Origin of the sequence: Pseudomonas gingeri (genome assembly GCF_013386115.1) — a bacterium.
Taxonomy (GTDB): domain Bacteria; phylum Pseudomonadota; class Gammaproteobacteria; order Pseudomonadales; family Pseudomonadaceae; genus Aquipseudomonas; species Aquipseudomonas gingeri.
Genome location: NZ_JACAOR010000001.1, coordinates 305,567 through 317,995, shown reverse-complemented (window position 1 = coordinate 317,995; position 12,429 = coordinate 305,567). Strand labels below are relative to the sequence as shown.

8 protein-coding genes are annotated in these 12,429 nt (G+C 62.6%); 1 reads left to right on the top strand and 7 read right to left on the bottom strand.

Features of this window, described 5'->3' with window-relative positions:
• Window positions 1–26: 26 nt before the first annotated feature.
• Window positions 27–1,628 carry a phospholipid carrier-dependent glycosyltransferase gene (locus HX881_RS01445; protein ID WP_177082292.1) on the top strand — a complete coding sequence of 534 codons (1,602 nt, stop codon included), beginning with the start codon at window positions 27–29 and terminating at the stop codon, window positions 1,626–1,628.
• 236 nt (window positions 1,629–1,864) lie between these two features.
• On the opposite strand, the gene HX881_RS01440 is transcribed toward HX881_RS01445, so the two are convergent.
• From HX881_RS01440 to HX881_RS01410, 7 genes are all read right to left on the bottom strand, one after another.
• Window positions 1,865–3,703: a polyurethane esterase gene (locus HX881_RS01440; RefSeq protein WP_177082290.1), complete on the bottom strand. Its 1,839-nt coding sequence runs from the start codon at window positions 3,701–3,703 to the stop codon at window positions 1,865–1,867.
• Window positions 3,704–3,804: 101 nt separating this feature from the next.
• Window positions 3,805–5,346, bottom strand: a complete 1,542-nt coding sequence (locus HX881_RS01435; RefSeq protein ID WP_177082288.1) for a M10 family metallopeptidase C-terminal domain-containing protein — start codon at window positions 5,344–5,346, stop codon at window positions 3,805–3,807.
• A gap of 107 nt (window positions 5,347–5,453) precedes the next feature.
• Window positions 5,454–6,809: a TolC family outer membrane protein gene (locus tag HX881_RS01430; protein ID WP_017127330.1), complete on the bottom strand. Its 1,356-nt coding sequence runs from the start codon at window positions 6,807–6,809 to the stop codon at window positions 5,454–5,456.
• A gap of 1 nt (window position 6,810) precedes the next feature.
• Entirely contained in the window at window positions 6,811–8,139 is a 1,329-nt protein-coding gene (locus tag HX881_RS01425; protein WP_177082286.1) for an HlyD family type I secretion periplasmic adaptor subunit, read from the bottom strand.
• Window positions 8,136–9,944: a type I secretion system permease/ATPase gene (locus HX881_RS01420; RefSeq protein WP_177082283.1), complete on the bottom strand. Its 1,809-nt coding sequence runs from the start codon at window positions 9,942–9,944 to the stop codon at window positions 8,136–8,138. The genes HX881_RS01425 and HX881_RS01420 overlap by 4 nt, the downstream gene beginning before the upstream one ends.
• A 359-nt stretch (window positions 9,945–10,303) precedes the next feature.
• The gene (locus tag HX881_RS01415) at window positions 10,304–10,615 is read right to left on the bottom strand and encodes a protease inhibitor Inh/omp19 family protein (RefSeq protein WP_103032697.1); all 312 of its coding nucleotides are present in this window, start codon (window positions 10,613–10,615) and stop codon (window positions 10,304–10,306) included.
• A 134-nt stretch (window positions 10,616–10,749) separates the two neighbouring features.
• On the bottom strand, window positions 10,750–12,198 hold the full coding sequence (locus HX881_RS01410; protein ID WP_017127334.1) for a serralysin family metalloprotease: 1,449 nt from the start codon (window positions 12,196–12,198) through the stop codon (window positions 10,750–10,752).
• Window positions 12,199–12,429 lie beyond the last annotated feature (231 nt).

The following is a 12,429-nucleotide window of genomic DNA, read 5'->3' as shown; positions in this document are numbered from 1 at the left end:
AACAATCCTTGGACAAGGACCTCACTGTGACATTGCTCCCCGCCTCTCGCCACACCCTGAATCGCCACTCCCTCGGCCTGGGCCTGATCGCCCTGCTGCTGTTCCTCGCCGGGGTCCATCAGCAGGCCGCCATCGGTTTCGATTCGCGCTTCGTGCTGTTCGCCCAGGAAATGCTTCGTCACGGTCCGGGATTCTTTCCCACCACCTACGGCGAACCCTATCCCGACTACTCGGCCTTCTCGACTTTCCTGGTCTGGCTGTTCGCCCTGCCCTTCGGTACGGTCAACGCCCTCGCGGCCTGGCTGCCCAGTGCCTTGGCGGCGGCCTGGATCGTGGTGCTGATGTACCGGCTGGTCGCGCCCTATTCGCCACGCTGGGCGCTGCTGAGCATCGCTCTGCTGTTGCTGAGCAACACCTTTATCACCGAGACCCGTGCTGTCTCGCTGGACCTGATGCTGGCCGCGGTCGGCTTCTCGGTGTTCTACCTGGGCTACGCCGCCGAGCATTTCGCCGCACCGAAACGGACTGCCTGGATCCTCGCGCTGCTGGTGCTGGGCTTCGCCATTCGCGGCCCCATCGGCCTGGTGATCCCCACAGGCATGCTGTGCAGCTTCTACCTGCTGGGCGGCCACTGGCGGCGTTTCCTGGTCTTCGGCCTGCAAGCCCTGGCCCTGCTGGTCGCCTGCATCGGCCTGCTGCTCTGGCTGGCCTGGCTCGACGGCGGCAGCGTCTTCCTCGCGGAAGTGATCCGCATGCAGTTCACCGGGCGCATGGACGGCAGTGAAGGTTCCAGCGATGTCCTGTATTACTTCAGCAGCTCGTTCGGCAATTACGCGCTGGCCTATCCGCTGGCGGTACTGGTGGTCGCCGCCTTGCTGGCAAACCGTCGCCAGCCGCGCGGCGCGGCCCTGCAACTGGTGCTGTACTGCCTGGCCGCCGGGCTGATCGTGATGCTCGGCCTGTCCGTGCCGCAGGCGAAGAAGGCCCGATACATCCTGCCGATGCTGCCGATGATCGCCATTGTCGCGGCGTTCCCCTTCCAGGTGACCCAGGGCCGGCTGTTCGCCTGGTTGCGGGGCCTGATCCAGGGAATCTGGCTGATCCTGCCGGGCCTGCTGATCGCCGGGATGATCATGCTGCACCGACGTTTTCCCGAGGAGCTGCCGACACTGGGGGCCGCCCCCTGGCTGCTGGGCGTCTTGCAGGCGGTCGCCGTGGCCTTGCTGTTCAAGGCCCGCTGGCGCGCCCTGGGCCTGGCCGGTTGTGCGGTACTGGCGATGTGGATCGGCTACATTCTGATTGTCGAGCCGGTGCAACGTACCGCCTACGACACCCGCACCTTCACCCGTGCCGCCCAGCAGTTGATCCATCAGGATCCGGCCCCCGTGGTCCTGCACGCCATGGGCAAGGATGCGAAGGCGATCAAGTTCATGGTCAATCTCGACGAAGACCTCCAGCCAGTGTTCACCGGCACCGCCGAACAGCTCCAGGCCGTGACCGGCCCGGCATGGCTGGTGATGGACAAGCAGGATTTCCAGAAGCTGCAGGGTTCGCCGATCGGCGCCCTGGTGCCAGTACTCGGCGGGCGCTTCGACAAGAACGATTTCGTGCTGTTGAAACGGCCTTAGGTGGGCCGCTCCCACGCAGACCCCGTGGGAGCCCCATAAGGTGATCGGTCCGTCCCCCCAAGACCTCCCCGCTCCCAGTGGGAGCCGGGCTTGCCCGCGAACCGCCAGCGGCGGCCATTCACCGACATGGGCGGTGCGCAGGCCGACGCCTTCGCGAGCAAGCTCGCTCCCACAGGGTGATCGCTCACACCCAACTCCCAATGGGCGCCACGGACCGTGGGAGCACCCGGGCTTCTCTAGGCGATCACCACGCTCGCGCCTTTGAGCGTATCCAGACCGACCCCGACCAGGGTCACCGAATCCGCGCCGAAGCTCAACACCGTGTCCTGCCCGACCACCCTGGCATGAGCAAGGATGTTGTGCCCCTGTGAGTCGGCATAACCCATGAACACCAGCTTGTCGGACGCCTGGAAGCCGGTCACGCGATCCTGGCCGAAGGCGCCGTTGAAGAGGAAGGTGTTACCGCCGCCCCTGGCATCCATCAGGTCATTGCCGGCGCCACCGATAAACAGGTTCCCGCCCTTCACCGCGCCGATCAGGTGATCGTTGCCGTCGTTGCCCAGCAACCATTCGCCCGGGGCCTTCGCCGTCAGGGTGTCCGCCCCGCTGCCGCCGACCTGCGAACTGACATACGCGCCATCGGACAGGCTCTGGTTGCCGACCTTATGGGTCACGTCCCGGGTCAGGAACACCAGGTGCGGCTCACTGCTGATCAAGGTGCCGATATCCTTGGCGATGGTGATCCCGCCCTGGGCATCACGAATATACAAGGTCCCCTGGCCGTCATTGGCGATATCGACGCTGCCCAGCGACTTTTGCAAATCGAGGGTGTTGTTGCCCTGGCCGCCAAGAATGATGTTGTAGCCGCCCTCATCGCGGAAGGTGTCATTGCCGCCACCGCCCTCCAGATAGTCGTTGCCCCGTCCACCCTTGAGCAGGTCGCTGGCCTCGCTGCCGATGATAAAGGTCGCTCCGCTGTGGTTTTCGGCATTGCGGTTGAGGTCCTGGACCCAGGTCTTCTCACGCGCCGGATCGGACAGGTTGGCGACGATGATGGTCGAATCCTTGCTGGTCAGGTCATAGAACTTCGAGTGGAGGATGCGATTCATGCCGTCGCCATAGGCGGTCGGCAGATGGGATATCCAGGTGGCGACATTGCCGATGGAAAACGGCAGGACGTTCCATGCATCGGAGGCATAGTGGTCGTTGAAACTGACGATATTGTTGGTGGCCGACGCCTTGTTGGCATCGTGTACCCCGAGGGTCGCCGGAGTCAGGCTGGAGCCGTTGAGGGCACGGAACACCGGATCGTTTTCATAGCCGATATTCAGCACCTGGGTGCCCGCGCCGCTCTGGGTCGGCGAGGCGAAGGCGATGTAGTTGGCCTCCTTGTAGAAACCGCCCCAGTGGTCCTTGCTCAGGTCCGCCATGCTGTTGACCGCCAGGCCGCCGAGGCTGTGGCCGCTGACCAGCACATCCTTACCGGCCAGGCCGTTGGCCACGGCGAAGGCGGCGACGCTCTTGAGCAGGCCCTCGAAGGCATTGGCGCTGTAGTTCCTGGCGTAATCCTTGGGACCGATGGCCGCCAGCAGGTCATTGATCGCGTCGCCGATGGTGTCGCTGATCACCGTCTCCCGCGGCCCGCTGGTACCGCGGAAGGAGATGCCGATGGAGGTCAGGTGGCCGCTGGCGTCGTATTTGCCGAGGACTTCCGCCTGGCCGGTGGTGTAGCCGGCTTTTTCACCGAAGAAGGTACCCCGGCCATCGGTCTTGCCGTCGTAGCCCAGTTGCGTGGCGCTGATCGGCGTCCAGCCGGCCGCCTTCACCGCCGCCAGCGCGGCCTTTTCCGAATCGGGGTTCCAGGGAACCCCGGGGATAACCCCCTGCGCATCGGTGCCGCCGATCAGCGCCTTGACCAGGGTCGCCGGCAGTCCGAGGCCGAAGCCATTCTGCTGGTAACCCACGGCAAAGCCGTTGTCGAGGTTGTGATAGGAGTACAAGGTGATCGCCATCGCGTCGGAATACAGCGCTTTGGAGACCTCGGAACCCGCGTTTTTATAGTCAAAAACACCCATGGTATTGCCTCTCTGTTGTTGAAATTGTCGAGAAAGCGTTGTCGGCGGCGCATCCTGCAACCGCGGGAGCAGCACCCGGGGGGCTGCTCCTGTGCATCAGGTCAGACCACGATATCCGTGACCGCGGCGCGGCCCACCGTCGTGATCAGGAAATCCGCCTTTCCGGTTCCGCCGAAATCGACCGCCAGGCTTCCCAGGCCGGTGTCCGTGGCGAAAGCCAACAGTGCCTCGCCCGCCTTGCCGGTGAACGCATCGACGAAATTCAGTGCCTTTCCCCCGGTGATCGCGGACAGGTCGATCATGTCTTCGCCACTGGTAAAGTCCATGATCCGGGCGCTCGCATCAGGCGCGGAATCCGCCACCTGGATAAACATGAAGGTGTCCTCGCCGGCCCCACCCCAGAACCGATCGCCGCCCCCGCCACCGTGGAGGATGTCGTCGCCGGCGCCACCCCTGAGGTCGTTGGCCACCGCGTTACCGATCAGCAGGTCATCGCCGGAACCGCCAATGGCGTTCTCCACGGTGACGCCCCTGGCAATGGAAACGTTGCCCACCAGGCCCGCGACATCGGAGAAAGACAGCTCATTGAGATTGATCTTCTGGTCCTGGTAGAAACCGGAAAAATCCAGCGTATCGTTGCCGCCGGCATCCCAGACCGCGAACAACGGCCTGTCCGCGGCAGAGGCAAGACTCAGGAAGTCACGACTGGTATTGGAATTGAACCCATAGGTCGTGTCATCGACCCGGGTAGTCATATTGGCCCCGTAGAGCATCTGGATAGCGGTGATATCGTCCAGCAGCGGCCCGGACGAATGCGTGCGCAGGTGATCCTCGGGATAAAAATAGTTCAGATAGGCCTCGCGGACAGCCGCGATGGGTGCCCCCAACAGCAAGCCGAGCGGTAAATAGTTCTCCAGCAGGTACGCCGAATGATCTTCGCTGAAATCATGTCCGGAGTAATCTTCGCCCCAGTAGCTCATGACACTATGAGCAGCGGTATCCTGCACATAGCCCGCATCGTCCTGATAAGTCGGCGATGCAGAGGTGCTGGCCTGATAATCACCGGGATGTTCAAGCCCAAGTGCATGCCCTGTTTCGTGAGTCAATGTCAGCCGGGCATAATTATTGAGATCGGGTGCCTTGTTGATACCGTACGTGGCGTTGATTTTTGTCCAGACATAGGCCGACTGATTGCCATACCCAAAGAAGTTCTGATTGAAGGCAGCTTCACCGTCGTCGTCATGGTTGACCCGATAGTTGCCAAAATACAGAAGACCGTCGTAGCTGCCCGAATAACCTTCCTGAAAGCTCACATTCGCCACGTCCGACCAGGATTGCAGGGCTGACCTGGTTTGCTCCTGCTGTTGCGCGTTGAAGGGGGTAAACCCGTCAAGATCGAACAGGCTGGCGAATCTCGGTCCGTATACAGGCCCCAGGAATTCATAGGTGATGTTGACCTTGCCATCGCCATCCAGATCCTGAAAGGCTTTTGCCCCAGCCGTCAGCGCCACTGCCGCCTGGTCGTTCGAATAGGAGGGCTTTTGCTGATGGAACAGCTCCATATTACGATCGGACACCTTCTTGAAATGGTTGGCATACTTGTAGGCAAAGCTTGTTTGAGCAGGCGTGTTAGTTGTCAGCATGATGAAATCCTTTTTCACAAAGCAAACCGATAGAGCACTTGGGCCGCGTAAAAGCGGCGCGCATATTCAATGATTTGCACCGTGAAAAGTCCTGTCGAAAGCGCTCATCAAGACCCTCGTCCCACAAAAGCCTCATCGACCCTGGCCAGGTCGGTTTCGCGCAAGGTGCCGGCGTAGTAATGCAGCCTGGTCCACGCCATCAGGTAGTCGTAACGCGCCTGCGCCAAGTCCCGCCGGGTGCTGTAGAGCTGCTGTTCAGCATTCAGCGCGTCGAGGTTGACCCGCTCGCCGCCGAGGATGCTCTGCCGGGTCGAAACCACCAGGGCCTCGGCCGAGGCCAGCGCCTTCTGGTAGGCGCGCAGCTTGCTCACCCCCGACAGGCAGGCGCTGTACTGCCGGCGCAGCTCGATCAGGGTCTCGCGGGTCTTGCCGTCGAGTTCGTATTCGGCCTGCTCCAGGTTGGCGCTGGCCTGGCGCACCGACGCCGACACCCCGCCGCCGGCAAACAACGGCACGTTCACCTCGATGCCGATGGTGTTGGTGTCGTAACGCTGGTTGTAGGTGTTGCCGCTGTCGGACTCGCTCTTGCGCACGCTGGCGTAGGCGTTGACCTTGGGCAGGTGCCCGGCGCGATTGCGCTCGACTTCATAACGCGCCACCTCCAGGGCCTGGCGCTGGGACGCCAGGGTCGGATTGTTGCTCAACGCCAGTTCGTGCCAGCTGTCGAAATTCGCCGGTTCCAGGGGGAAAGACTGGAATACCGGGCTCAGGGGCGCCAGTTCGGTCACATTGACCGCCGGCACGCCGATCAGCGCACCCAGCTCACGCAGGGCCGCATCCTGGACGTCGCGCGCCTCGATTTCCTCGGCGGTGGCCAGCTCGTACCGCGACTCGGCCTCGAGGATATCGGTGCGGGTGCCCTCGCCCTGGCGAAACAGATGCTCGTTCTGCTGGAACTGCTGCTCGAAGGCTTTCTTCTTGGCCCGGGCGATCTCGATCTGGTCCTCGGCAAACAACGCCTGGGTGTAATAGGTCAGCACCCGCACCAGCAACTCCTGGCTCTTGCCACGAAAGGTCTCGTCGGCAAACAAGGCCTGGGCGACACCCTTGCGGTAGTTGGCGTAGGCCTCGTAGTCGATCAGGGGCTGTTGCAGCATCAGCGTCGAACCGGAGCTGGTGTAGCGCCGGTCGTCATGACTGTTGCCGCGCTCGTTGAGGTAGGTCGCCCGGGAGTCGTTGCGGCCCTGATTGTAGTTGTAGGACAGCCGCGGCAGCAGGCCCGCGCGGCCGATATCGCGGTTCTCCTGGCCGGCATCGCGCTCCTTCAGCGCGCCGAGAAACACCGGATCATTACGTAACGCCTGCTCGTAGACCTGGAACGGCCCCATGGCCTGACAATCGAGGGAAACGGACAACAGCAGGGCCACGGCCACGCACAGCGGTTTTTTCATCAGGCGGAACATCCTATTCCTCGGTCAACGCAGAACCCGCGCGGTCCAGCAGGGGTTTGAACAGATAGTTGAGCAGCGAGCGCTCACCGGTACGCACGAACATTTCGGCGGGCATGCCCGGCTTGATCACCAGCCCGTTGAGTTTCTCCAGGGCCTGGTCGCTGACCGAACTGCGCAGCACGTAGTACGGCGCCCCGGTCTTCTCGTCGAGCAACTGGTCGGCGGAGATCAGGCTGACGGCCCCGGCGACCCGTGGCGTGCGGTTCTGGTTGAAGGCGGTGAAGAGAATGTCCACCGGCAATGCGCTACCCACCTTGTCCACCAGGTGCACCGGCAGATGCCCTTCCACTTCCAGGCGCTCGCCCTGCGGCACGATTTCCAGCAGGGTCTCGCCGGCCCGGACCACCGCGCCCTCGGTGTGCACACCGAGGTTGACCGCGATGCCCTCTGCCGGCGCGCTGATTTCACTGTGCTGCAGGTCGAAGCGGGCTGAAGTCAGTTGCTGCTCCAGGGTCAGGGTTTTCAGCTGGGCATCGGCCAACTGGCTGCGCACCTCCTTCTGGTACTCCTCGGCGTGCTGCGCCAGCTTGAGTCGCGACTCGAGGATCCCCTGCTCGACCCGACCGCTTTCGCCGGTGTTCTGCGCCAGGTCCTGTTGCACCTGGGATAGCTGGCGCTCGTACTCCATCAACCGGTTGCTGGGGATATAACCGTTGTCCGCGAGAGGCTTGAGGTTTTCCAACTGACGACGCAGGGAATCGGCACGGGCAGTCATGTCGGCACGGGCCCGGCGCATGCCGGCCAGTTGCGCGATGGCCCCCTCGATCCCGGCGCGGATACCGGCCTGCTCGCGGGCAAAGGCTTCGCGACGGCTACTGAACAACTGCCGCTGGCCTTCGAGCACCAGGCTCAGCTGCGGATCAGGATCGCCGCTCAGTTCCACCGGGAAATGCACCTGCGCCAGATTGTCCCGTTCGCTCTGCCAGCGCGCCTGACTGGCCCAGGCCATGCGGTACTGCGCCCGCAGGGACTGGACATCGGCCGAGCGCTGGGTCTGGTCGAGGCGAAACAGCGGCTGCCCCTGGTGCACCCGTTGTCCTTCACGCACCAGGATCCGCTCGACCACGCCGCCGCCCAGGGACTGCACGGCCTTGCGCTTGCCGGAAACCACCACGGTGCCCTGCACCGCGATGCCCTGGTCCAGCGGCGCGAGGGCCGCCCAGGCAAAAAAGCCGCCGGCGCCCAGCAGCGCCAGCCACCAGCCGGCCCGGGCAAAAAACCGTGCGTCCCGCTCGGGACGCTCCAGGGTGTCGTCGTGCTGCATCAGGCTGTCCGGGCTCATGCTCCGCTACTCCGTGTCGGCGCGCTGTATTGTCGGCTCAGGGTCAGCCCGGCCGGTGCCGGGGACACTTCACGAACCGGTTGCGGAGCTGTTTGAGGAGCTTGAGGGGTAGCGGCCTGCGCGGTGGCGGACAGTGCCTTGAGCACCTCGGCACCGGGTCCGAAGGCCTGCATCCGCCCCTCGTTGAGCACCAGCAGCTTGTCCGCCTGGACCAACGAAGTGGAACGGTGGGTCACCAGGATCACGCTGCTGCCCTGGGCCTTCAATTGCGCGATGGCGGCGGTCAGGGCCGCCTCGCCCACGGCATCGAGGTTGGAGTTCGGCTCATCGAGGACCACCAGCCGCGGGCCGCCATACAGTGCCCGGGCCAGTGCCACCCGCTGTTTCTGTCCGCCGGACAGACCGCTGCCATCGTCGCCGAGCACGGTGTCATAGCCCTGGGGCAGGCGCAGGATCAGGTCGTGCACCCCGGCCTGGACCGCCGCCGCGACCACCTTCTGCGGATCGGCATCGCTGAAGCGGGCGATATTCTCGGCGACCGTGCCACTGAACAGTTCGATCGACTGCGGCAGATAACCGATATGCGGGCCGAGTTCGTTGCGGTCCCAGCGATGGATATCCGCCCCGTCCAGGCGCACCACTCCGCCCAGGGTCGGCCACACGCCGACCAGCACCCGTACCAGAGTCGACTTGCCGGAGCCCGAGGAACCGAGGACGCCGAGCACTTCGCCGGCCTCCAGGCGGAAACTCACCTGGTGCAAGGTCGCCCCGCGCCTGTCCGGCGGCCCGGCGCTGACCTGCTCGAACGCCACCTGCCCCCTGGGCTCGGGCAGGCTCATGGGCGATGCACCTTCGGGAAACTCGCGCAGCAGATCGTCCAGGCGCCGATAGGCCAGCTTGGCCGTACTCCACTGCTTCCATACGGCGATCAACTGATCGATCGGGCTCAGCACCCGGCCCATCAGGATCGAACCGGCGATCATCATCCCGGCGCTCATATCGCCCTTGATCACCAGCAGCGCCCCCAGACCCAGCACCAGCGATTGCAGGCACAGGCGCAGGGACTTGCTCAACGAAGCGACGATTGCCCCGGTGTCGCTGGCCTGGTTCTGCCGGGCGAGAAAGCGCGAATGGATCTGGAACCAGCGCTTGCGCAGGGCGCCGAGCATGCCCATGGCCTGGATGGTCTCGGCGTTGTGCAGGTGGCTGGTGGCCAACTGGCTGGATTTCTGCGAGTAGCCGCTGGCTTCGCCCAATGGCTTTTTGGTCAGCGACTCGTTGAGACAGGCCAGTGCGATCAACAGCAGCGCGCCAACGCTGGCGAAGACCCCGAGCCAGGGGTTGAACAGGAAGATCACCAGCAGGTAGATCGGAAACCAGGGGGCATCGAAGAACGCGAACAACGCCGGTCCCGTGAGAAACTGGCGGATATGGGTCAGGTCGCCCAGCGCCTGGCCGGCGTGGCCTTCGCCACGAAACAGGTTGCGCTCGAACGCTGCCTGGTAGACCCGCAGGTTGAAGCGGCGCTCCAGCGCGCTGCCGATGCGGATCACGATAAAGCTGCGGATCGTTTCCAGCAGCCCGATAAAGGCAAAGAACCCGACCACCATCAGCGTCAGCATCACCAGGGTGGTTTCATTCTGCGAGGTCAGCACCCGGTCATAGACCTGGAGCATGTAGATCGAAGGAACCAGCATCAACAGGTTGATCAGGGCGGTGAAACAACCGACGCTGACCAGAATGCCCTTGTAGTCACCGAGCACTCGGACCAGTGGGGTGCCGGGCGTCATTTTCAACACTTTCATTTATCTTCCCTGATGTATTTACAGTTACCAACGGCCTGATCGGCCGTGCACCACGGTATTTCCGAAGAGCATCTTCAGAAGCCATGAGGGCGAAACAATTTGAAATAGAGCAACGGATAGCGGCGCGAATTAAACAGGTCGCGCCGAAGAGCGACTATAAGATTGCGCCCATCTTCCGGACCGTCCGACAGGGGTTCATGGTCATTGCACCTGAACATCCCCGATGAATAATCCGATGATTCTTTTCTTATATTGACTGACATGACTTCACAGCAGAACAGTTCCTTGTTCCCGCCTTGTTTTCCGACAACGTCCCTCTATCCCGGCGCAGTACGCAAGATCGTCGGCACTCGGACCGATCAGGGTTGCAGTCGCTCCAGCACCAGGACAACGCCACTCGCCAGGCGCGCCTGGTACAGGTCGTTCCCCTGCCGGTTCAGGTGCACGATACCGCTGCCCTCGACGCCATACAGCCAGAGACCATCGGGGGTCGGTTCCCAGCGCGCGGGACGCTCGCCAAGCCAGCCGGCCACGCACTCGAGGTCACCACCCAGGCTCGGCGCCTGGACCGCCAGCACCAGCTCGCAGGCCTGGGCGCGATCGTCCTCGCGATACAATCGCCAGCTCCCGGCCAGGGTTTCGGGACTTGGAAGAATCAAGCTTCGTGCCATGCAAAGTGCTCCAGATGCCATCAGCAATGCGGCCATCAGCCACGTCATGAATACACGGGGGAAAAGTCTGTCGATCATGGGCCCTCGCAACAAGACCGGGAAGCAGCGCTTGCGCGCTGCTCGTGAACATCGACTCAGGCCACGATATCCGTGACTGCCGCCTGCCCCACCGTGGTGACCAGGAAATCAGCCACGCCATGCCCGGAGAAGTCGATCGCCAGGGTGCCCAGGTTGGTGCCCGAGGCATAGGTCAGCACCGCATCGCCGGCATGCCCGGTGAAGGCATTGACGAAGTTCAGCGCCGAACCGTGGGTGATCCCCGACAGATCGATCTTGTCCTGGCCGCTGACAAAATCCATGATCCGGTCGGCAGCCTGCGGTTTCGAGTCGGAAACGGCCGCGAACACAAAGGTGTCGTTGCCCGCACCACCCCACAGTTTGTCCGCACCACCGGCGCCGTAGAGGATGTCGTTGCCGGCACCGCCACGCAGCTCGTTCGCCCCGTCGTTGCCGATCAGCAGGTCGTTGCCCGAACCGCCGATGGCATTCTCCACCGTGACGCCCTGGGCAATGGAGACGTTGCCGACCATGCCACCCACGTCGGAGAACGAACCGGCATGCAGGTTGATCTTCTGGTTCTGGGTGAAACCGGAGAAGTCCAGGGTGTCGTTGCCGCCCCCGTCCCAGACCGAGAACACCAGCTTGTCCGAGGACGAAGTGGCACTCAGGTAGTCGCGACCGGCATTGGCGTTGAAACCGTAGGTGGTATCACCGGCACGGGTGCTGTAGTTGGCGCCGTAGAGCTTCTGGATCGCCGCGATATCGTCCATCAGCGGGCCGGATGAGTAGGCCTCGACACCGCCCTTGCTGAAGTTCTGGCTGGTGTTGCTTTCGCTCCAGTAGCTCATGACGCTGTAGCCGCGGGTGTCCTGCCCGTAGGAGGCGTCATTGTAGGTCGGGTTGCCTTCGCCGGCGTTGTAGTCACCGGGATGGGACAGGCCCAGGGTATGGCCGATCTCGTGGGTCAGGGTCTGGCGCCCGTAGTTGTTCAGGCCCGGTGTCTTGTTGACGTTGTAGCCGCTACCGGTCAGGTACCAGGACTGGCCGTCGTAGCCAGGCTCGGTGCCCGGCAGGAAGGCGAACGCTGCCGCGCCTTCCTGGCCGCCGCTGTAGTTACCGAAGGTCATGTGACCATCGCCGCCCCTCGCTGCCTCGGTGAAGGTCACGTTGGCGACATCTGCCCAGGATTGCATGGCAAGGACCGCCTGTGACTTCTGCAACGCACTGAACTGGCTGAAACCGGTAACCCCCAGACCGCTGAAGTTCGAGGTCGGCGATGTCAGGAAGGTATAGGTCAGTTCGATCTTGCCGCTGCCGTTCAGATCGTGCCAGGCGGCACCGTCACGCAGCAATTGCGTGGCGGCCTGATCGACGGAGTAGGAGGGTTTGCCATTGACCGTGAGGTTGCCGCCACGATCATATTGATGGCTGAAGCTATCGATCTGGTTAAAGGCGGAACTTGTCCCGTTGGCCGCCAGTGCCGATTCCGAAGAAACAATAGCTTTCGCTTTGACTTTCGACATAAACACACTTCCTTGTTTGCAAGTGAAACAGTTTTTGTCCGATAGCGACAATCCCTTGGCGAGATCATCCTATCACTCGCCCTTTTTGAAGGCAGCGAGAAACTGACACATTTTGAAATCAATCGTCCAGCGCTTTTTTGATATCAAAGTGCTGTTTTTCGGAAAGATCCCGCAAACATTGCTTATGCACCTGAAAGTTTTTTCTGACAGTTTTATTCCTCACCAACAAGC

Bases quoted from the DNA above. Each gene is read 5' to 3' on its own strand.
- HX881_RS01440 (WP_177082290.1), bottom strand. From the start codon at position 3,703: ATGGGTGTTTTTGACTATAAAAACGCGGGTTCCGAGGTCTCCAAAGCG.
- HX881_RS01435 (WP_177082288.1), bottom strand. From the start codon at position 5,346: ATGCTGACAACTAACACGCCTGCTCAAACAAGCTTTGCCTACAAGTAT.
- HX881_RS01430 (WP_017127330.1), bottom strand. From the start codon at position 6,809: ATGTTCCGCCTGATGAAAAAACCGCTGTGCGTGGCCGTGGCCCTGCTG.
- HX881_RS01425 (WP_177082286.1), bottom strand. From the start codon at position 8,139: ATGAGCCCGGACAGCCTGATGCAGCACGACGACACCCTGGAGCGTCCC.
- HX881_RS01420 (WP_177082283.1), bottom strand. From the start codon at position 9,944: ATGAAAGTGTTGAAAATGACGCCCGGCACCCCACTGGTCCGAGTGCTC.
- HX881_RS01415 (WP_103032697.1), bottom strand. From the start codon at position 10,615: ATGGCACGAAGCTTGATTCTTCCAAGTCCCGAAACCCTGGCCGGGAGC.
- HX881_RS01410 (WP_017127334.1), bottom strand. From the start codon at position 12,198: ATGTCGAAAGTCAAAGCGAAAGCTATTGTTTCTTCGGAATCGGCACTG.